General features: G+C 41.8%; 26 protein-coding genes and 2 tRNA genes. 13 read left to right on the forward strand and 15 right to left on the reverse strand.

Annotation, left to right across the window (positions count from 1 at the left end):
* Positions 1–11 precede the first annotated feature (11 nt).
* Genes deoC through SOI82_RS04630 form a run of 4 tightly spaced genes read left to right on the forward strand, consistent with a single transcriptional unit; the run spans position 12 to position 4,197 of the window.
* Positions 12–686, forward strand: coding sequence for a deoxyribose-phosphate aldolase (deoC, locus tag SOI82_RS04615; protein WP_320668195.1), 675 nt, complete (start codon positions 12–14; stop codon positions 684–686).
* Positions 683–1,468 carry a DNA repair protein RecO gene (gene recO / locus SOI82_RS04620; RefSeq protein ID WP_320668196.1) on the forward strand — a complete coding sequence of 262 codons (786 nt, stop codon included), beginning with the start codon at positions 683–685 and terminating at the stop codon, positions 1,466–1,468. Before deoC ends, recO begins: the two co-directional genes overlap by 4 nt.
* A gap of 14 nt (positions 1,469–1,482) precedes the next feature.
* Positions 1,483–2,895 (forward strand): MFS transporter, encoded by a 1,413-nt coding sequence (locus SOI82_RS04625; protein WP_320668197.1) that lies wholly within the window; start codon positions 1,483–1,485, stop codon positions 2,893–2,895.
* Positions 2,896–2,916: 21 nt separating this feature from the next.
* Complete coding sequence (locus SOI82_RS04630) at positions 2,917–4,197, forward strand: glycosyltransferase family 4 protein (RefSeq protein ID WP_320668198.1); 1,281 nt, start codon at positions 2,917–2,919, stop codon at positions 4,195–4,197.
* Here the strand turns inward: SOI82_RS04630 and proC are convergent.
* From proC to SOI82_RS04665, 7 genes are all read right to left on the reverse strand, one after another.
* Positions 4,103–4,930 (reverse strand): pyrroline-5-carboxylate reductase, encoded by an 828-nt coding sequence (gene proC, locus SOI82_RS04635; RefSeq protein ID WP_320668199.1) that lies wholly within the window; start codon positions 4,928–4,930, stop codon positions 4,103–4,105. The two genes, SOI82_RS04630 and proC, sit on opposite strands and share 95 nt — an antisense overlap.
* A 5-nt stretch (positions 4,931–4,935) precedes the next feature.
* Complete coding sequence (locus SOI82_RS04640) at positions 4,936–5,511, reverse strand: cell division protein SepF (protein WP_320668200.1); 576 nt, start codon at positions 5,509–5,511, stop codon at positions 4,936–4,938.
* A 126-nt stretch (positions 5,512–5,637) separates the two neighbouring features.
* Positions 5,638–6,312 (reverse strand): YggS family pyridoxal phosphate-dependent enzyme, encoded by a 675-nt coding sequence (locus tag SOI82_RS04645; RefSeq protein WP_320668201.1) that lies wholly within the window; start codon positions 6,310–6,312, stop codon positions 5,638–5,640.
* A 9-nt stretch (positions 6,313–6,321) separates the two neighbouring features.
* On the reverse strand, positions 6,322–6,588 hold the full coding sequence (locus SOI82_RS04650) for a PipX family protein (RefSeq protein WP_320668202.1): 267 nt from the start codon (positions 6,586–6,588) through the stop codon (positions 6,322–6,324).
* An 18-nt stretch (positions 6,589–6,606) separates the two neighbouring features.
* Complete coding sequence (locus SOI82_RS04655) at positions 6,607–7,521, reverse strand: energy-coupling factor transporter transmembrane component T family protein (protein ID WP_320668203.1); 915 nt, start codon at positions 7,519–7,521, stop codon at positions 6,607–6,609.
* Between the two features lie 3 nt (positions 7,522–7,524).
* Complete coding sequence (gene der / locus SOI82_RS04660; protein WP_320668204.1) at positions 7,525–8,892, reverse strand: ribosome biogenesis GTPase Der; 1,368 nt, start codon at positions 8,890–8,892, stop codon at positions 7,525–7,527.
* Positions 8,893–9,032: 140 nt separating this feature from the next.
* Entirely contained in the window at positions 9,033–9,503 is a 471-nt protein-coding gene (locus tag SOI82_RS04665; RefSeq protein WP_320668205.1) for a DUF1823 family protein, read from the reverse strand.
* A gap of 97 nt (positions 9,504–9,600) precedes the next feature.
* On the opposite strand from SOI82_RS04665, the gene dusB reads away from it, so the two are divergent.
* Entirely contained in the window at positions 9,601–10,599 is a 999-nt protein-coding gene (gene dusB, locus SOI82_RS04670) for a tRNA dihydrouridine synthase DusB (RefSeq protein ID WP_320668206.1), read from the forward strand.
* 58 nt (positions 10,600–10,657) lie between these two features.
* Here dusB and cobI read toward each other — a convergent pair whose 3' ends face one another.
* The 3 genes from cobI to aroQ form a co-directional block, all read right to left on the reverse strand.
* Positions 10,658–11,392: a precorrin-2 C(20)-methyltransferase gene (gene cobI / locus SOI82_RS04675; protein WP_320668207.1), complete on the reverse strand. Its 735-nt coding sequence runs from the start codon at positions 11,390–11,392 to the stop codon at positions 10,658–10,660.
* 89 nt (positions 11,393–11,481) lie between these two features.
* Entirely contained in the window at positions 11,482–12,096 is a 615-nt protein-coding gene (locus tag SOI82_RS04680; RefSeq protein ID WP_320668208.1) for a tRNA-(ms[2]io[6]A)-hydroxylase, read from the reverse strand.
* A 4-nt stretch (positions 12,097–12,100) separates the two neighbouring features.
* Complete coding sequence (gene aroQ / locus SOI82_RS04685; protein ID WP_320668209.1) at positions 12,101–12,541, reverse strand: type II 3-dehydroquinate dehydratase; 441 nt, start codon at positions 12,539–12,541, stop codon at positions 12,101–12,103.
* 108 nt (positions 12,542–12,649) lie between these two features.
* Between aroQ and SOI82_RS04690 the strand changes: the two genes are divergently transcribed.
* From SOI82_RS04690 to SOI82_RS04700, 3 genes are all read left to right on the forward strand, one after another.
* A tRNA-Tyr gene (locus tag SOI82_RS04690) sits at positions 12,650–12,731 on the forward strand.
* A gap of 10 nt (positions 12,732–12,741) precedes the next feature.
* Positions 12,742–12,813 (forward strand) — tRNA-Thr (locus SOI82_RS04695).
* Between the two features lie 622 nt (positions 12,814–13,435).
* Entirely contained in the window at positions 13,436–13,747 is a 312-nt protein-coding gene (locus SOI82_RS04700) for a hypothetical protein (RefSeq protein ID WP_320668210.1), read from the forward strand.
* 263 nt (positions 13,748–14,010) lie between these two features.
* Here SOI82_RS04700 and SOI82_RS04705 read toward each other — a convergent pair whose 3' ends face one another.
* A complete protein-coding gene (locus tag SOI82_RS04705) occupies positions 14,011–14,160 on the reverse strand; it encodes a hypothetical protein (protein ID WP_320668211.1) in 150 nt (49 codons plus the stop codon).
* A 703-nt stretch (positions 14,161–14,863) separates the two neighbouring features.
* The gene (locus SOI82_RS04710) at positions 14,864–15,028 is read right to left on the reverse strand and encodes a hypothetical protein (protein WP_320668212.1); all 165 of its coding nucleotides are present in this window, start codon (positions 15,026–15,028) and stop codon (positions 14,864–14,866) included.
* A gap of 98 nt (positions 15,029–15,126) precedes the next feature.
* Between SOI82_RS04710 and SOI82_RS04715 the strand changes: the two genes are divergently transcribed.
* Complete coding sequence (locus SOI82_RS04715; RefSeq protein WP_320668213.1) at positions 15,127–15,303, forward strand: hypothetical protein; 177 nt, start codon at positions 15,127–15,129, stop codon at positions 15,301–15,303.
* Positions 15,304–15,472: 169 nt separating this feature from the next.
* On the opposite strand, the gene SOI82_RS04720 is transcribed toward SOI82_RS04715, so the two are convergent.
* Complete coding sequence (locus tag SOI82_RS04720) at positions 15,473–15,736, reverse strand: DUF3104 domain-containing protein (protein ID WP_320668214.1); 264 nt, start codon at positions 15,734–15,736, stop codon at positions 15,473–15,475.
* Positions 15,737–16,015: 279 nt separating this feature from the next.
* On the opposite strand from SOI82_RS04720, the gene SOI82_RS04725 reads away from it, so the two are divergent.
* The 4 genes from SOI82_RS04725 to SOI82_RS04740 all read left to right on the forward strand — a co-directional run bounded on the left by SOI82_RS04725 (position 16,016) and on the right by SOI82_RS04740 (position 17,617).
* Positions 16,016–16,213, forward strand: a complete 198-nt coding sequence (locus tag SOI82_RS04725) for a hypothetical protein (RefSeq protein ID WP_320668215.1) — start codon at positions 16,016–16,018, stop codon at positions 16,211–16,213.
* Positions 16,214–16,269: 56 nt separating this feature from the next.
* Positions 16,270–16,491 carry a hypothetical protein gene (locus tag SOI82_RS04730; RefSeq protein ID WP_320668216.1) on the forward strand — a complete coding sequence of 74 codons (222 nt, stop codon included), beginning with the start codon at positions 16,270–16,272 and terminating at the stop codon, positions 16,489–16,491.
* A 683-nt stretch (positions 16,492–17,174) separates the two neighbouring features.
* Positions 17,175–17,387, forward strand: coding sequence for a hypothetical protein (locus SOI82_RS04735; RefSeq protein WP_320668217.1), 213 nt, complete (start codon positions 17,175–17,177; stop codon positions 17,385–17,387).
* Positions 17,387–17,617 (forward strand): DUF2862 domain-containing protein, encoded by a 231-nt coding sequence (locus SOI82_RS04740; RefSeq protein ID WP_320668218.1) that lies wholly within the window; start codon positions 17,387–17,389, stop codon positions 17,615–17,617. The genes SOI82_RS04735 and SOI82_RS04740 overlap by 1 nt, the downstream gene beginning before the upstream one ends.
* Positions 17,618–17,908: 291 nt before the next feature.
* On the opposite strand, the gene SOI82_RS04745 is transcribed toward SOI82_RS04740, so the two are convergent.
* Positions 17,909–18,715 (reverse strand): hypothetical protein, encoded by an 807-nt coding sequence (locus tag SOI82_RS04745; RefSeq protein WP_320668219.1) that lies wholly within the window; start codon positions 18,713–18,715, stop codon positions 17,909–17,911.
* A 168-nt stretch (positions 18,716–18,883) separates the two neighbouring features.
* The gene (locus SOI82_RS04750) at positions 18,884–20,332 is read right to left on the reverse strand and encodes a glycoside hydrolase family 13 protein (protein ID WP_320668220.1); all 1,449 of its coding nucleotides are present in this window, start codon (positions 20,330–20,332) and stop codon (positions 18,884–18,886) included.
* Between the last annotated feature and the right edge of the window lie 38 nt (positions 20,333–20,370).

The raw sequence follows: 20,370 nt of genomic DNA on the forward strand, positions 1-20,370 counted from the left end.
GGCAATTTTTTATGGAGGCTAAAAATGATTTACCAGATCTTTCTCCGCTAATCCATCAAGCGGCTTTAAACCCTCATCTGTCCATCGATGATCTGAATAAGCTTTGTGATGCTTCTCGTTACTACAGTTTTTCTGGATTTTGTACCAATCTCTCTCGACTTACAGCCGCCAGAGAGAAGCTAGGTCCCCCCAGCCAAACAAAGCTGATTGCTGTTATCGCCTTTCCCTTTGGTTTTATAACCAGCAAACAGAAACAAGCAGAAGCTGAATGGGCTGTAGAAAGAGGTGCGGAGGAATTGGAAGTGGTACCTAACTTCTTGGCGTTAACCGAAGAAAAAACAGAAGCATTCGCAGAAGAACTTGCAGGTATTTGTGAAACTGGAATTCCTGTAAGAGTCATTCTAGATACTGTGAACCTTCATCCAGAAAAGCTATCCCTTGCAGTGGAAGCAGCAATCGATGCAGGAGTTTTTAGCCTACAAAATGGAAACGGTTTCGGGCGTAATGTTCTCTCTTCTGATATTCATCAACTATCAAAATTGACTCGTGGTCGATGCGAAGTAAAAGCGGTAGGGGGGGTCAAAACAGTTAATCAAGTAGTAGAACTAATTGAAGCAGGAGCGACAAAAATTGGCACGACCGTTGGACCTCAATTGATTCAAAGTCTCCTTAAAAGCACAAAGTGAGTTTTGAACAACGTATTCAAGGTCTCTCTCTAAAAGTAGGGCCTCTTGGAGAGAATGATCGACTGTTGACGATTCTTACTAATGAAAAAGGTGTGACGCGTGTAGCTGTACCAGGTGCAAGAAAACCAAAAAGCAACTTCGCAGCGGCTGCGCCTTTTACTTTTCTCGATCTTCAACTTGGAGGACGTGCTGAGCTAAAGCGTGTTCGTGATGTAAAAGTTCTTCGTAGCTATACCAAAGTAGGTCAACAACTTGAAACTCTTGCAGCAGCACAAGCTCTTGCAGAACTAAGCCTATTACTAGTCGCTAACAACGATCCTATTCCAGGAATGCTCAGTACCGTACTAATACATTTAGAACGACTAATAGAGTCTGAAAAAAATGGTGAGACCAACTCAATTTTAACTTTGGCTAAAAGTGTTCAGTCTTGTGTTCATCTGCTGGCGCTGGGAGGTTATGGCCTTCCTATTCAAAATTGTTGCCACAGTGGATTACAGCTAGATCCACCTATTGGCAAATGGGATTGGCGATGCAGCTTTATTCCTGAAGAGGGGTTTGCAATTGGTTCCATCCCAAATTCAGCTATACAACTTAATCCTTCTGAATTTGCTCTCCTCCAAAGACTGCTTCGTCCCAATCTTCCAAAACGAAAAGATGGAGAACTAATGGGACCTAAAGAAGTATGGATAAGGCTCCTGATCGTGGTGGAAAATTGGATCAACAATCATCTACCCAGAAATTCAAGTGCCCTGAAGATGTTGCGTGAATCCCTTTTAGATTAAAGAACAGTTAAGGGATGGGCGATCATGATGAGAATACTAAAAACATCTTGAGCGGTCCAACCCGTCAAAGGAAGAACACAGCAGCCCAAAATGACCACAAAAAGAGGGGGAAGGGCCTTCAAGCGGTGATCCAATTAAAAGGATTCCGCCGACTTTGGATAGGCCAAATTTTTTCTCAATTGGCCGACAAGTTCTACATAGTTTTGATGGTTTATCTGATTGCCCAGTATTGGGTTCATAGCGCCCCTCAAAGCAACGAGGCATTGGCAGAAGTAGCCGCAGCAATGAGGATGAACTTCCAAACCAATGCTCAGCAAATCACACTTCTAGCAACAGGAATCTATGTAGCAAACACCATCCCAGCAGTGATATTAGGAACAATTGCTGGTGTTGGAGCTGATCGCTGGCCAAAGCGCCGCATCATGGTCGCTTCCAATGGACTTCGTGGGCTGCTCGTACTTTTTACACCAATATTTCTTTTGCCGGGACCAAGTTGGATTGGACTTGGCTGGGGATATTGGGGACTTATTGTGATGACATTTCTGGAATCTGTCCTTACCCAATTTTTTGCCCCGGCAGAACAATCAACTATTCCTTTATTAGTTCCCAAGCAACATCTTCTTGCCGCAAATTCTCTGTACCAAGCAACCAGCATGGGGGCAACAATTGTTGGTTTTGCACTTGGAGATCCAATACTTCGTCTACTAAACCAATTATTCCTCAACATTGGAATAAATGGAGGAGAGTTTCTTCTCCTACCTTTTTGCTATGGAATTGCAGCCTTAAGTATAAGTAAAATCGATCTAAGAGAACAATCAAATCGCAAAGCTCACAAAAGCGTCGGGAAAGAAATTATCCATGGCTTGCAAGTACTAAAAGAGCGTCCAACAGTTAGAGGGGCAATGATGAACTTAGTACTTCTGTATAGCCTTCTGGCCGCTCTTTATGTGCTAACAATCAGCCTTGCTTCCTCCATCTCAAGCCTTGGGCCTACTCGATTTGGAACTTTGCTAGCCACAAGTGGGCTAGGCATGGCCATAGGAGCAGTGGCTATAGCTCAAATGGGAGATGTCTTTAATCGAAGAAAACTTGCCGCTACTGGACTTGGCTGCATTACATGCAGTCTGGTACTACTTGGGCAATCACAAGGGTTATTAGTTCTTACATTGATCCTCTGTGCAGCACTAGGTGCAGGAGCAGCACTTGTAGCAATCCCAGCTCAAACAACTGTTCAAGAAGACACTCCAGAGAGTCAAAGAGGGAAAGTCTTTGGGCTTCAAAACAACCTAATAAATATTTCTCTGAGTCTGCCTCTAGTCCTCGCTGGTACCTTAGTAAGTCGTTATGGATTACTTCCTGTCCTTTGGCTTCTGGCAGCTCTAGCGCTGCTGGCTGCACTTTTAGAATTTCCTTGGAAGCGCTGCTAACTTCAAAAACTGCTTACTGCAATGCGGCAGGTATCTCACATCGCCTGGCTGGGCAAAAAATCACCCTTTTGCGGGAATGTTACTTATGGCCTAAGTACTACAGAAGCGCTTAGAGATAGAGGCCATCAAACCAGCTTTATACACTTTGACAATCCGATCAGCCCTGGAGATAGCAAAACATCTCTCCTCGCTAATGATCCAGAAGTCAGCCTGCCCTATTTAGTCAAATCCCAGGTTTACACAATCCCTTCACCAAGAGCTCAAAGAGAACTAAGAGAATCTCTTGAGAGACTAAAGCCAGACTTAGTACATGCAAGCCTTACTCTCTCTCCATTAGATTTTAGGCTCCCTGACCTTTGTCAACAAATTGGAGTCCCACTTGTAGCAACCTTTCATCCTCCTTTTGACGCTGGGATAAGAAACCTCACGGCAGGAACGCAACAACTTACTTATCAACTCTATGCACCTTCTCTCGCTCGTTACGACAGAGTAATTGTTTTTTCCGACATGCAAGCTGAACTACTTGCAAAGCTTGGCGTTAAAGAAAATCGGCTTGCAGTAATACCAAATGGAATAAACACCGATATTTGGATGCCCGCAAACCCAAAATCAATAAGTCCTAAACAAAAAAATGTAAGAGAACGTCTTGGGGGAGAGCGAATCTTTCTTTATATGGGACGAATCTCTACCGAGAAAAATATTGAAGCACTCCTCCGTTCATGGCGCCAAGTAGAACCTAGAGGATGTCGATTAGTGATAGTGGGAGATGGGCCTCTCAAGACAACGTTGGAACACAACTCTTTAACTGCAAACGACTGTGACGTCCTCTGGTGGGGGTATGAAGCTGATTTAGAGACAAAAATCGCCTTACTCCAATGCTCTGAAGTTTTCCTTCTTCCAAGCCTCGTAGAAGGCCTCTCCCTATCATTACTAGAGGCGATGGCTACAGGAACAGCTTGTGTCGCAACAGACGCAGGAGCTGACGGGGAAGTACTGGAGAATGGTGCTGGCATCGTTCTAAGTACACAAGGAGTCACCACTCAACTTCGCACCCTCCTACCAGTCCTCAGAGATCAACCGGTTCTGACATTTGAGCTAGGCCGTCGCGCACGTTTACGAGTTTTAGAGCGTTATACCCTTAGTCAAAACATAGACGCCTTAGAAAAGCTATATGAGGACCTCCTTCATTCAGCCTCTTTCCCCAGACTTAAGCCAATTCGCGACTCCGTTCAGCAGCAGCCACAACAGCTTCCATTAGAGCCGAACGAACACCAGCACTTTCAAGCTGACGCAAAGCAGTGATTGTTGTACCTCCTGGAGAGGCAACCATGTCCTTCAACTGGCCTGGATGTAAAGCTTTTTCTTTCAACAACAAAGAAGTCCCAAAGAGAGTCCTGTGAGCTAAATAATTTGCCAACAATCGCGGCAATCCAGCTGCAACAGCACCATCGGCAAGTGCTTCTGCGATAAGTGCCACATATGCTGGCCCTGAAGAAGCTAGAGCCAAAAAAGCATCTAATTGAGTTTCTGGCAGCTCTAAAACCTCACTAATTGGCTTAAAGAATTTCTCCACTAAAAGTTTCTGTTCATAGGTTATTTCATCTCCCCAAGCCAAACCCGTTAGACCAGCCCCTACCAATGCAGGAGTATTTGGGACAGCGCGAACACAAGAACAATCAGTAAAAATTGCTCCTAGACGCTTTAAGTTCACGCCTGCTAATAAAGAAATCAATAACTGATCACTGGAGGGAGCTTCCATATCAACTTGATTCCACATCTCTTCAACTGCATCAAGGTGTTGAGGTTTTACTGCTAACAACTTGATAGGAGCATTCCAAACTACAAGCGAGCTTGGGTCATCCGAAGAAAATACTTGAACCCCTCTAGGCAATTGCTCTTTGGCATTTTGTACACTTGCTTTTTGACCTACCACCCCACAAACCTGATCAGGTCTAAAGTCTCCCCTCTCTAACAAAGGCAAAAGGATAACCTGAGCCATCCGGCCTAAACCAATAACACCAAGAGAGCAAGACACGAATATTAAATAGCAGAAGCTATTGATTGACCCCATTCAGGTGCAGGTGCAGGGTTTGCATCCTTAACAAGGGGTTCTGAGTCTTTATTCACAACTGTTGAAGGAGAAGCATCTTCCTGAAAAGAATTGGTCACAGTTACACAACTTGGAGCAAAGAGGAAAATACTTTCTCCAATTCGCTCCTGATGACCATCAATTGCAAAAGTTCCACCTGCAACAAAATCAACTGCTCTTTGAGCTTGATCAGGTTCCATCATGGTGAGATTCAATATCACTGTCTTCCTTTCACGCAAAGCCTGAATTGCCTTAGGCATTTCATCAAAACTTCTTGGCTCCATCAAATTGACCTCAGCATTAGTTGTAGAAATGCCAGGCATACCAATTACCTTGGAAGAAGGAATACCATTTCCTAGATCAAAAGGACTCGATTGAGTAAAGGGCGCTAACTCACTATCAGTATTTCTCTCTACTCTATTGTCAGGGTCAAATTCATCCCCCGTTTCATAATCAAGCTCATCAAAATCGCTTTCAAGGTAGTCGTCACCAGCAACGACAGCACGCAGACGGGAAATAAGCGACACCTTTTAAATCCTCTTAGAACGACGTGGAAAGAATCGGTAAAATACCGACATTAGAAGTGTCTTTTTTAGGGAGACATTTAAACCCTTCTTCTTAAATAACGTTCCAGGAAGGTAGGGGCAAGGTTTTTAATCGCTTTTAGTGATATCTGTGTGACTGATGACATGATTTTTATCATCTCCGAACAAGGCTGACCCCACCCTCAGCCAGGTTGCTCCGCATTGCAATGCTTCCTTCCAATCGCTGCTCATACCCATAGAACAGTCAGGTAAGTTCAATTGGTCTGCTAACGCACGACAATCCCTAAAAACATTTCTTCGATCCTCACAATCAAGGTTTATAGGAACCATTGTCATCAAACCAACAAGCTTCAAATTAGGAAGTGTATTTAGCTTTAACCATTCATCCAGAAGTTGCTGAGGAGAAAATCCACCTTTTGTAGGGTCCTCACGGAATTTCACTTGCAGCATGATCATTGGCGAACATTTCTCTTCACCAGAAATTCTTGAGATCCTTTCGGCGAGTGAAAAAGAATCAACTGAATGGATGAATTGAAAGGATTTAACAACACTCCTCACTTTGTTCGATTGAAGGCGCCCAATAAAATGCCAACGAAGATTCTTGAACTCTTGAAGCGCATTCAACTTTGGTGAGGCTTCTTGTAAACGACTTTCACCAAAATCACACTGACCAATTTCTGCAAGTGAACGAATCGATGTCACAGGTTGGCCCTTGCTAACTGCAAGTAATCGAACGCCTGATGGCAAACAATCAGAAATGTAACGTAAACGAGTAGACAACATCCTTAATGTTCAAATAAAAGTTTGGTGAAACAATTCCTGCCACCTTTGCTTATCAGGCGATCCGTTTCGTCGGCAAAGTGACAAATGAATTTCCGCATGGTGACGAGCATCCAAATAAGGAATCACTTCAAATTGAGCACCTCTAGGTTGAAGAGTGACAAGAAAAAACATCTTCTGGGCATACAAAGTGGCGTAAACATCCCTGCCCTCTCCTGCTGGTGCAACCAGGTAAAGCATCCCAAACGTAGGGTGATTGAGATAACGCTCTGCACTCACCTTTAAACGAATAAGTATCTATAAAGCACCGTACTTCCCACGCATGCTTAGGACCACCACTAACAACACAGCAGATCCCATATTCAGAAAAGATACTCGTTCGTTCAATGTGCTTTTTGGTTTAAGGCTTCCTAAACGAAGCAAAAGTCCACCCCGAGCAACAAGTGCATCAGCCCCTTGTTCAGCTCTCAAAAGAATATTAGCTAGCAGCCTTTCAGCAACAGAAAGGACAAGCCCTAAAGTAATTTTCAAACCAAGTTTGCGAATATTGACTGCTCTTGTCGCTAAAGATCTCACAAGGTTTTGGAACTCCTCTTGCACCAAAGGTAAAAATCTCAGGGACAAAAGCAACTGAAAACAAATTCGATCAACTGGTATCCCTAATATGACGAGAGGAGTCATGAACCAGCGCATCGTCCAAACCAAATCCTCTGGAGATGTAGTCAGAAGCATCAAGTTGACACTATGAATAACAGTAAAAATCAATGTTGAAGTATTAAGTGCAAGTTCTACAGAACGTCGATCAACCTCCAAAGGGCCTACAACCATAGGCCCTAAATGAAGTGGGCCAAGTTTGAAAAGATTCCAAGAAGGTCCACCAACAAAAGCATTAGGCAACTCATAAGAAGAACGTACAGAAAACGCCGCTGATGTCTCACCAGTAGGCAAAAACATTGCTAATAAGCCAACTAAAATTGCCAGGATTAATACCAAGCAAAAAGAACGCCACCAAACCCTCAAAGGTAGCCAGCTAAACAAAGTCAAAAAGCAAAGACCGGCCACCAATCCAATTCTCCAAATTGGCCCAGCAAGAACAGGAGTAAGCAAAAACATAACGACCCAACCCATTTTCAATCTGGGGTCAAGGTTTCTTAACCAGCCTGAGTTCCCAGCCACATATTGTCCAATTGGGATCTTTCTCAACCAATCCATAACCTATAAAGAACCTTTCTCCTGATTCTCGAGATCTCTTTCAGCATCTCGCTGCTGCTTACCACGCCAAAAGAGCCTCAACGGTGTTCCATCAAATCCCAAGCCTTCTCTTAATTGTCTTTCTATATAACGACGATAGGTGTCGCCAAATAACTTTGGGTCATTTACAAAAAGAGTAAAGCTGGGGGGTCTAGTGGCAACTTGCGTTCCGTAATAAAGACGACCTTGGCGACCTCCTCGAGTAGTGGGCGGGCTACGCCAGCTCAAGGCCTCCTTTAGCACTTCATTAACCACCGATGTAGTGACTCGTCTGCGGTGTTGTTCAACAGCCAAATTGGCTAATGCAAAAATACTTTCAACTCTTTGTCCCGTAATAGCAGATGCAAATAACATTGTTGCCCAATCAAGGAAATAAAGCTTTGCACGAAGTTCTTTCTCTACGCGTGGCATTGTGTGGCTATCTTTTTCAAATGCATCCCATTTGTTAACAACCAAAACACAAGCTCGTCCAGCTTCCTCAATTTTCCCGGCAAGTCGCTGATCCTGCTCAGTAACCCCATCAAGAGCATCTATCACTAACACACAAATATCACTTCGTTCGATTGCTTTAAAGCTTCTATTAATACCAAAAAATTCTGGCCCATAATTAACGCTTCGACGACGTCTAATGCCTGCCGTATCAATCAACTTCCAGGAATGACCGTCACGGTTCAAGCGTGTATCAATTGTGTCACGAGTTGTACCGCGAATAGGGCTGACAATTGCTCTAGCTTCGCCACTAATCGCATTTAAGAGGCTAGATTTTCCAACATTTGGCCTGCCAATTATCGCCAGCTGAATAGGCTCATCCTCCTCGCCTTCAATTTCTTTTGGTGGAAGAAGAGAAACAACTACATCCAACAAGTCCCCTGTCCCAGCTCCATGAATTGCAGAGATAGGGTGAGGTTCACCAAGCCCAAGACTCCAAAACTCCGCAGCCATAGCTAATCCTTGCTCAGGCGATTCACACTTGTTGACCGCTACCAAAGACTTGCAAGGATGAGATCGCAACCAATCAGCTATAGCATCATCAGCAGCGGTTCTGCCCTGCTGACCATCCACAAGAACTACAGCCAATGCAGCTTCAGACAGTGCCAAATTAGCTTGTTCTCTTATCTCAGGAAGGAACTCACTATCGTCATCAAAAACAAGACCACCTGTATCAACAACCTTAAATTCTCTATCTCTCCAGAACCCATCTTGATAGGTTCGATCTCTAGTTACACCAGGCTGATCATGAACTATTGCCTCACGACTTTTGCAAAGACGATTCACCAACGTGGACTTCCCTACATTGGGGCGACCAATGATGGCGACGATCGGACGCGCCAAGTTTCTTGACCATCTATAAGAATCTCGACCCTACATACTCACAGACCTTTTCAGAGAAATTTTTTTACTTCACCAGCAAAACATACAAAGAAATCATTCCTTGAATGTGAGATTTAATAACCAGCATAACTCAGGACTATTCAGTGAATTACTGGGTCTCCAGGATGGCCTTTCAATGGATCAACAGAAGGTTCATACAAATGAGGCAAAGGGCCTCTTTCAGGTAACTCCTCCCCTCGCGTAACAAGCCAAGCAAGCAACCAATTAACCGCTGTTGCACGTCTAGTTCTACGTGGATAAAGTTCCCCAATTCGATACCCAGGAAAGTTTAATTTTTGCTTGAGTAATTGCTTATTTTCCTTTTGGATAGATCTGGTCAAATATACCGACGCCTGCCTATTTGCAATTACTTCAGGAGCCTGAGGAAAAGCCTGCTGCCAATCAACTGGAGTATTCTTTCCTGCTACCCAAACACTGTTTGATTGATCAGTTGGTTGATAACCAAGTCTTTCCCATACAAGCCTTGTCACAAAACAATCAGTGATTCGATCGGCAAGGATTTCCATCAGAAGAGCCCTGCTAATCGGCCAACTAGACAAACAATCATTCATAAGATCTCTTTCTGAGATAGATCAAACCAAAAAACTCCTACTTAACCATGATATTTAATCTCCTAAAAATGCAAAATATTCAATCTGGATCTGTGATATGACATCTCATACTGCAGAGCTAATCATCCCAGGCAAAGGTAGGGAAAGAAAATTACACTCTCGCGTTCTGCAATCACCTCTCGCTGGAGTTAGTGATCAAGTATTCAGGAAGCTAGTACGCCGATGGGCACCAGAATCATTGTTATTCACTGAAATGGTTAGTGCCCAAAGATTAGAGCGTGGGCATAGTCACTACAAAATAGAAGAGTTATCAAGTGAAAAAGGTCCTATCGGCGTCCAACTTTTTGATACTCGTCCTACCAGCATGGTTGAAGCGGCAATTAAAGCTGAGGCTTGTGGGGCATTTTTAATCGACATCAATATGGGCTGCCCGGCAAAAAAAGTCACGCGAAAAGGAGGTGGTAGTGGTCTACTTAAGGAACCTGAACTAGCAGAAATACTCGTTAGCAAAGTTGCCAATGCTATTCAAATTCCAGTCACAGTAAAAACCCGCCTCACTAGTGTTGAAGATGCGTCTTGCAATCCGGTCAGCTTTGCACTTCGTCTTCAAAATGCCGGGGCTCAACTCCTTACCATTCACGGTCGCACTAGAGCACAAGGTTTTTCTGGTCAAGCAAATTGGAATACTATTTCGAAAATAAAGAATGCGCTAACAATTCCTGTGATTGCAAATGGCGATGTCCAAAATGCTGATGATGCCTTGCGATGCCTTTCTATTACTGGGGCCGATGGAGTAATGATTGGACGTGGAAGCATGGGAGCTCCCTGGCTAGTGGGAGAAATCGACTGGGCATTACGAGGGAAAAAAGGATTCAAGGTCCCAGGGGCCAAGGAAAAAGTCAGCCTGGCTCTAGAGCAATTAGAGGGACTGCTTGAAAGCAGAGGTGAGAACGGACTTCACATTGCTCGCAAACACATGAGCTGGACATGCAAAGGATTCTCAGGAGCAAATAGTCTCAGATATTCACTAGTTAGAGCTAAAACAGCAAGAGAAGCAAAAACTCTTCTGAAAAAGCAGCTTTTATCACTTAATTAAAGCAAGCCAAAGTCCTCAAAGCGATTGTTCTAAATTGACTAAAGGATGAAAACCTTGATCAAGGCAAAACTTCTGGCCAACCTTGACGAACAAGCAATAAAGAAAAGTACGGCTTAGTAGTTGCTGAAACCTTGCTTGCCTTTAGGACTTGTTGATCAGACAAGCCTATTTTCTGCGCAAATAGCGACTCTTTTAATAACCCCTTCTTCTCTAGCAAAGGTCTAACCCAAGTCCAACGACTACCAAGTTTCATTAAAGCAAGGACTCGATTACAACAAGCCGCTTCATCGATGATTCTCTCAAGGTTTTTGGAATCATCAGGTGTCGGCAATACAAGCAATTGATCCCTTTGCAAGGCAAGAGGCCATCCTCCAGCAGCCGCGGCCGCAGAAATAGCAGTCACTCCAGGAATTAATCTGATAGGACAATGAGGGTAATTATTTTGTATATAAAGCAATACATAAGAAGCACTAGCGAATAAAGAGACATCTCCTTGGCACAGAAATACCACCTCTTCTCCCTCCGCCACTGAAGACGCTAGCTTTTCACTGGCCTGCTTCCAAGCTAGTTTTCGGGTAGGAACATCCGAAACCATAGGGAATAGAAGCGGCAATCGCCTTTTTTCTGCAGTAATCCATTTAGAAGCAATAGTTGCTGCAATACCGACATCTTCTTTTCTAGATACTGGATAAGCGACCAAAGTTGAATTTTTAATAGCTTCCACTGCTGATAAAGTCAACAATGAAGGATCTCCTGGTCCTACCCCAACAAATGTCAGAGAAGATTTTGTCATAGAGAAAAAAAACAAATAGAGAAATGGCTAGCAAATCATTTTCTTAAAAGGTTCAAAAATTTTTAACCCTTATTTAAGGGTCAAAATCATTAACTATGCATTCTTGGTTCAGGATGCAATACAGAGATGATGTCAGCTTCTGCATCAGCCAACTCTTTCAAACGAAGAGTAAACAGATCTTTATCGAAGCGTTCTTGTGCAAGTTTCAAATAAAGCTGAAAATGACGAGCCTCACTCTCAAGTAACTCTCTATATAACTTAGCCAATTCATGGTCAGGACTATAAGAGGCAAGCAGAAACATCCTCTCGTGGCTTCGAGCCTCAATCAAACCTGCCACAAGAAGGCTATCTAGCATGCGTCCAGGCTCACTTCTTCTAATCTTCTTGGCCAAGGCTGATCCATAAGGAGGCGCAGGTAAAGCTTGTAAATAATGCCCTCTTGATTTGAGGATTGCTAAAACTTTCTCAAAGTGCTCAAGCTCTTCTCTTGCTAACGGGCTAAGGGCTTCAGCAAATCCAGGTTCACATAAATATCGAAACATCATTTGAACAGCTGCACCAGCAGCTTTTCTCTCACAATGTGCATGATCAATCAGCACCTCAATCGGGTTCTCAATCGCTTGCTGCAGCCATGCGTCACTCGTTGCAGTAGCCAACCATTTAATCCGAGCATTAAAGCGATTGTTGCCAGACAAAGCACTCATGACATTATTTACTCTGGCGCAAATGAGCCAAAAGGCCTTGAAAAGCAAGGTGATAACTCATTACACCGAATCCACTAACAATGCCTACAGCTCGATCAGCAAGGAAGGAATTGTGGCGAAATTGCTCGCGCGCAAAAGTATTACTGAGATGCAATTCAACGTATGGGATTCCAGCCCCTAGCAAAGCATCTCTTAAAGCCACTGATGTATGGGTATATGCCCCAGCATTTATAAGGATCGCATCTACCTTTCCAATAGCTTGGTGAATACGATCTACAAGTGCCCCTTCAAAATTGCTTTGAAAGCAATCCAGCTGAACGCCCTCTTCATCAGCTTCTCTTTGAAGCTCACCCTCTATCGAAGCAAGAGTATTAGAGCCATAAATAGAGGTTTCTCGCTGTCCTAAAAGGTTGAGATTTGGCCCATTGATAAGCAACAGATGCATCACCCTCTATATCCAAAGTTCTGGAATAATCGTATCGATCCATAGCTACAACGCCCAGCAAATTAAGGGATTCTTGGACCATTAACTGTTAATGTCACTTTGTGGTTCGGGTCGGTGCCCGAGTGGTTAATGGGGGCGGACTGTAAATCCGCTGGCTCTGCCTACGTTGGTTCAAATCCAACCCGGCCCACCTTCCACACGCCCTTGTAGCTCAGCGGTAGAGCACTCCCTTGGTAAGGGAGAGGCCCCGGGTTCAAGTCCCGGCGAGGGCATAAGCCCAAACCGCTTCCAAAAAAATGGCTCTCAGGCACCAGAGAACCACTCCTTAGTTAAATTTTAATCTCTACTTAGATCAATTCTCCAAAACAACGGAAAAGCATACTTGGCTTTTTGTTAACAGTCTTAGGACATTTACATGAACAGCTTTCAATTCACTAATGAACAGTTTGTAGAGATTAGAGAAATCTGGAGAGACATCAATGCACAGTGCAAGATTTTTCAGGCCCAAACTGGTTGCCCAAACAGTGAAATAATAAAAATGATTGACTCAGCAAAAAGCTACTGGGAAGAAAAAAAATAAGCCATACACTAACGTGATTTCTCCAAATCCAAATATCTCTAATAGATTGATTTCTTAAACTTTAAAGTTAAAGCTAAGATTGTTTCTGCATTAAAGAGTTATAGCTCTTCTATTCCTCAGATTAGGAAGTAGAAAAACTGATCCCTGGTTAAAGATACCCTAACTGAATTGCACGGAACCTTCCATTAGTGAAGCACCCTAAAATAAAAAATAAATCCTCTCCAGCTATAATCTTAGAGGCAGGTAAAGTTTTCATTAGTCACTATTGGGCTAACAGTCGTGCACAAACCTTCCGGTAGTTCCATAATTATCAAATGAAATTAATAAAAATCGCAGCACTGGCAATCACTATTTGCTGCACAGCTTGTGTGAGTCCAAGCGGCAACCAAACAGAAGAATCCCTCAATCCAAGCACCCAGGATGAGTTCAGCTCACAATTAGAGCTCATAGAAAGTGCCTTCCAAAAGGGTAATAGCAAAGAAGCTTGTGACCTTCATGCAAAGGTTTCAAAAAACCTAGATTTTTCTAAAGAAATCTCAAGAGGCTCTATAGAAGAGCTAAAGAGGTTTCAATCAAAATGCATGAAAGCATTGTCAAAAGATTTCAAAGAACTACTAAAAGAATAAATAATATTTTAGATAATATACCGACAATTTATTTCTCCCTTGGCATTCTTTCTAGCTAAAGAATGCTACTGCTTGATATAAGTTTTATTATGCCTATCCAATATTTATAAATCTCAGCAGATAAAAAGTAGTTCTTATTTGACTATATTCAAACTCGGCCTTTAGGAAAAAGCTTTTAGGGAAGTCAAAGTGAGTTTCATAGTCTGAGATAAAAATGATTAGAGTCTTATTAATCCATGCCAGCAAATCAATTGCTTCACGCATCAACGCCAACGAATTCTTTCAGGATTTTTCTTTTCAATTCTTTTAATTATAAGAAGTAACAAGCCTATTGATACAGGGCCAGCGATAGCAACACCGATCAAGAAAAGCTTGATCTCAGTTCCTAGTACAGCCAATGAAAAACTGGTCATTTTTGATCCTTCTTTTGATAGTTCGCATATGCATTATGGAGTCTTCTTTGGGCAAGTCCAAAAGCAATAATAATCCATCCAGCAAAAAGGAAAAGCGTAATAATAGTAAGATGTCTATCCATAACTTTTCTTTTTTAAATGATCTAAAAGAATAGCCTTTCAAAGCAATTCTAATAGTAAAGCGTTTTAACTCTAATAAAGATGTCCGATTAACGTCCATGGTCTTTTAGATAGCAGGTCTCCACTTATTAGATTTTCTTTAAGTCATACATTAGAAATTCAGCAATAGGCAACCATTAAGCTGCCCTTATGATCCAGGTGAAGTGAAGGTCAGCTTTTCATCCATGCTCGTTCTAATACTTCTCTAGAAGAAGAAGTCGAAGGTAGAGAGGCTAGTTGCTTAAATTTCATACTAAAACGCCAAATCTTAAAGAAAGCAATTGGCAAAAAAATCACCAAAAATAAAGGTTCAACAAAAGAATCGACCATAAGAAAGACATGCACAAACAGACACAAGAAAGCCCGCCAAAGGCGGGCTTCTTTGAGATCTTCAGCAAGTGTTTCCTTGTTTCCACTGCCGGGAGGATCTCATCTCCTCACATAATTAATTATCCACTAATCCTCTGATCTTGTCAGCAAAGACTAGCCTCAAGATGAACTGGCACAGTGACAGTTCAACAAAAGCGGTTTGATTCACATCCATTCAACCCGCATGACAAGAAAAAGTGGTCATCAGAAAATCATGAAAAGCAGGCACTGCTCGATCCAGTCCCCAGAAAAAGATTCCTGTTGAAAAGGTTGTAATAGCTGCCTTTTGTGCCCAATGAAGACTTTTTTGCTGAAGAGCTGATTGCAGTGCTGAATTCATCTACCTGCCCCAAAGTTTTGGAAAAGATAACGGGTTTTCTCGCGAGGATGTATACCTCGCAACAAACCTAAATGAGGGCAATATGGTTTACTTACATCATGCGAACACCAAAGAAGAAGCACAACGCTGAGTTGAAATTCCATCCGAATTTTGAAGAAATCGATCACAGACTGTCTTGTGGTTGGCACGTTGAAATTGAAGGGAGTGGTCAACGAAAGCGCTATCTCAGGTCAATAAGAGATGAGCAGCCTGCAAGAGCTGAGCAAACTGCCTAACGAGATAGGTAGTTTCACTCCAATTCCACTTTGAGTCACTAGCTCAAGCACCTCTTCAAGTAACACGACGGAGGGACGCCCTCTCACTCCAACCAAGGGAAGGACACTTTTATTGCTTCAATGGCGCCAAGGAGCGATGAAAAATAGCTTTGCAGGTCGTCGTCTGGCTTTATAGCATCAGTCCTTTTGCTACCAGAAGTCCCTTAACTAGATCGGCATTGATGGTCCGAATCATTCCTGTATCGACACAGGCAACTTGAAGCAAGCTGCTAACGCACGGATCTCTTGCGCTTCCAACCACATGGATGACACGAGCTACCCACCAGTCAGACTTTCTGGCATCAATTGCCGGGGAGCCTTCTTCAACGACAACGATGTCGCCAGATTTAGCGAGAAGGAAATCAGAAGAAGGACCAGCAGCGGCAACAGACATACCTCGCGAATAAGTACACCAGTACTAGCTAGTTTTTTAAACTTGTCAACTGGCTAACCTTTATTAGCTTCTAAGAAAAGAAAGTCTTAACCGAGATGCTGGATACTCTCTTAGACCTGACATGGCGAAACCCACTTTTTATGCTGGTGGTGATAATCACTATCTGGTTCCTTCCTGGCATTGTAGTAAGACGAATAGCTGAAAAAAGGTACGCAGCTTCGAAAAAAGAAGCTCAAGCAAAAGCGATATCAAAGCTTTACCCAAAAAAGAATTAAGCCAATGACCGTTCGAATGCTGACAACAGAAACACGTCGACGCCTAGAAGAAATTATTGAGCGCCTTGGGAAAGGGGAAACTGTAAGCCTGAAAGAACGAATCCAACTCAAAAAATACGCTATCCATATTCCCTTTGTTGCAGGCAAAGTAGCTCAAGCCATGAGAAGACGAGAATCGTTAGATGCAGATGGCTTAATCTAATAATTCAAACGGCAAGGAGTGGATATATTGATTTTCAAAAGATTGGGTTCTTCTGAGTGTCACAAATCTTTTGGCCAAAAGGTTGGAAATTAAATGTCCACGCACCAGGAACAGGTGCTGCATTAATGATCTTGGCTCTTACTCAAATCCCAGTAGCAATCAAAACAGCTGCTGAAGTTGCTTGTATTGGTGAAATTTCTCATCAAATGTGGAGAGCAACTAAATCTCACAAAGGAGTAAACGTAATCGCAGTCCAAAAGTGCAACGGTAAAAACTAACCGAGCTAGTCAGGAGACTGTACCTGTAAGGCTGAGGCTTAACTCTAATAATCAAATGAACAGATCTAGCCGAATCGCATTAATGAAAATGGGTTGTTTTTTGGAATACTGTAATCTTCAAAAAATAAATATAAATCCAATTTAAATTTTAAGTTTTTTTTGCGTAGCCAACCATTTAAATCCATATCTAAACCTAACTCTTTCTGCTATTCCAAAAAATTAGTGCGATTTCCTATATCATAAATCTCTTGGTTGAACAGAATAAAATAAGCTATTATTCATTAAAATGTCCTTAATCACCAGCCTCAGTGAATCTTTTATAGATACATCCAAGCGACTGGGTTCAAGCAATAGAGGTTTACGCATTCAAAAGCCATGAAACTATTGACTCATAATCTTTTTTAAATTTTTCAAGCTATCTCAATCAATTCCTCTGATGTCGATTCATTTAATATGTATCTTTCTAGTAACCTTAATTAAATGAGCCTTATGGCAATCGAACGCACTCATCATCCAAAAGCCCTTGTAGCTCAAAGGTAGAGCACTCCCTTGACAAGGGAGAGGTCCCCCGACTCAATGTCCGGCAAGCGCACTTATGCCATCAGGTATTAATTTAAAGACTCTCAATTACTATCAAAAGTATCCATGACGATAATCGCACGCTATTTCTCTCTCTTCCTAAAATGAACTACGCGCAAAAGTTAAACTTAGAGAAAGCACTGGTCTCACAAACATGGAACCAGAATCTTGCTGGAGCTGTAATTAATGCTATTGAACAAGATCAAAAAAAAGCAAAGCCCAAACAAGGACCTTCGTTGCTTCAACTTGCGATTGAGAGAGAAAAAGGGAAGAAATTCAAATCTGGACCTGATACTTCAGAAATTGCAGAAGAATAATGGTTAAGCCTGAAACTCTTGTGAAAGGTCAGATTTTAATGATCAACCTTAACAAAGTCCGAGATAGACTTCCAAGTCATCTTATAGAAAAGATTACTCTTAATCCTTTTGGTAAATTAATTGGATACAAAATGGTCGATGGAAATAATTTTGGCTTAGTTTTGGATTTGGGAGAAGGGAATACAAGTTGGTTCTTTGAAGACGAGCTTGCGGAGTCTCACGAGACATAAAAATCAAGACAACGTCAGTATGTATTTTAGAAGTTAAATCTGCTTATATATTTATTTGCCCAATAAGAGGACGCTTCTCTGAATTTATTGATAATTTATCAGGTAATTAGCCACAATTTGACGCAAGAATCAAGGCGAGTATCTGATTTATAAAAAATCAATAGTCTTGATACAAATCTCAAAACTATTAGAGCATTTAGCAATGCAAATTCGACTCGAGAAAAGAATCAAATAAGACATGCCTCAAAACAATTCCATTAATCAAGTAAGGGCAAGGAAGAACTTATCAATTTATAGTGGACCTAATCCATACCATTCAAACTCCAGCATTGTTGGAATTAACGATGCATATTCCTTAGGTGTCAGCTCAAATAGCAACCTTCTACGCAGCAAGTCATCATTCTTATTAATGGGGGACTGCACTTGCAAAGTCTCAAGTGAGGATGGAAGCTGAGTTATAGATATTGAACCCGTTTTAGTCAGGTCCAGAATCGCTGATGTAACTGGTATATTTTTTTCCCTTATTTCAAAATTCTCACTTAAACTTAAAGAGTTAACCTTTTTGAACTCTTCATTTGATGCACCATTAGAGCGTGAGTTCACATCAATATTATCCTCCAATGAAGCGATGCTTACACCTCCAATAACAAAAATAGTTAAAGCTCCAAAGCTAAAATTCTTTAAAGAAGATTTCCTTAGCAGATCTCTACTTTCATTAAAGATCTTCATCTTACATAATTTAATAAGGGACAGAGATGACTCTTGAAGAAATTTTATTTTTGAAGAGCCAAGATCAAGGTCTATAGAAAAATCTTTTTGCTGTTCTTCTTTTAATAACAAATCAACAGGAGGGTTGTTTTGCCTTCTTGAGGTGCTTAAGACAACATCAAGCTCATTTATTTTCACTTGTAATTGATTATGATTAGTCAATTTGGACGTCCTTTGAGCAGAATAAGTCTCTACCTTTCGTTCCCATTGGCTGAGAAAATAAATTACCGCATAAAGTAAAGCAGGGACAAAATATAGGCTAATCCCTGAAAAAGAAAATGGTGTAAGTGCCAACAAAGTTATTCCGCCTTTAAATCCAAACTCAATCATGTTTTTTTATACGTATAAGAATATTTAAACGTATTTACCCCAGCAGTCCAGAGACTCTCTAATACTTTGTTCTTGAAATAAAGTATTGACAGGTTCTTTAAGGTTTTTTAATGTAATCAATCTCTACAAAATGCAAGTCAATAAGCCTAGCAACTTTCTAAGTTTCAATTATATAGCTTCCTTAAATAACACAAACGACTGTGGGGCAAGCCTCTTTCCTTGACCGTCAACTTCTCCTTCTAAAAAAAAATATTCCGAACCAGAGGCTTGTATAGGCATCCAAGAGCTGCGACTTCGGTTTACAAAAATCTCAATTGAGCTTTTGACTTCAGACGCATCGAGTTCTTTTTGCAGAAAAACAGCAAGCAATCCATCCTCTCCAACAGTTTTCCATTCCAACTCTCCATTAAAAACCTCAAAAATATTCTTTCTAAGAGCAACCAAAGAGAGAATAAAAGATCTTAAATCTACATTCCAAGATTCATACCAAGGGAAGCACTCTCTACAAGCAGGCTCTTCCCCTCCTGACAAGCCAACCTCCGTACCATAGTAAATACAAGGCACTCCTGGTTGAAGGAAAAGAAGAAAAAGAGCTATCTTTAATGCAGAGATGTCGCCTTTCAGAGTATTCAATGCTCGAGGCACATCATGACTATCAAGCAAATTCAACTGACTATTATTTACTTCATTGGAATACCAGCCTAAGGTAGTCTGAAGAATATCAATAAAAGCGGCACCCGAAATTAATTTAAGTGGATAGGAAGGGTTTTTATAACTTGTTCTAAGCTTATTTTTTGCAGACCAACATACACTACTCCAACCAATTCGATAATTCATTACTCCATCAAAATGATCCCCTTTTAACCACTTTCGTGCATCTCCCCAAATCTCTCCGACGATCCAGGCGTCAGGGTTTATTGCTTTCACTTTATTTCGAAAGTCAACCCAAAACTCTATAGGAACTTCATCAGGAACATCTAGCCGCCACCCATCTATTCCTCTTTCAATCCAGTAAACAGCAACTGAAATTAAATATTCGCGAACAGGAAAATGTTTATGGTTAAACTTTGGCAAAGCAGGGTCATTCCACCAACAGCTATAGCCGCAATCCTGACCAGGTTGTGGATAAGGAAGAAGTGGCCAATTGTGCACATGAAACCAATCTCTATATGGAGATGTGTATCCATTTTCTAATAAGTGGTGAAAGGCCCAAAAACCTCTCCCGCAATGGTTAAAAACCCCATCAAGAATAATTCGCATACCCCTGCTATGCAGAGCAGAGATCAATGCCTCTAAAGCCAGTCCCCCCCCCAGAAGAGGGTCCACCTGAAAATAATCAAACGTATGGTAACGGTGATTAGCTGCTGAACTAAATACAGGATTTAGATATAAGCAATTAATTCCAAGTTGCTGAAGGTAATCAAGAGCATCTATCACTCCATACAAATCACCTCCATAGAATCCCTCATGAGATGGAACACCCCCCCAAGCTTGCAGATCCCAACCTTGATCCACTCCAACATGGCCACTTCGACGGAAACGATCAGGAAAAATCTGGTAAGCAATCGCATCTGAGACCCAACCTGGAGGCTTGCAAAACAAATTCTTATGCTGCATTTCCCTTTGCATTAGACAAACCCATCGCTAGCAATAGG

This window comes from Prochlorococcus sp. MIT 1307, assembly GCF_034092395.1.
Taxonomy (GTDB): domain Bacteria; phylum Cyanobacteriota; class Cyanobacteriia; order PCC-6307; family Cyanobiaceae; genus AG-363-K07.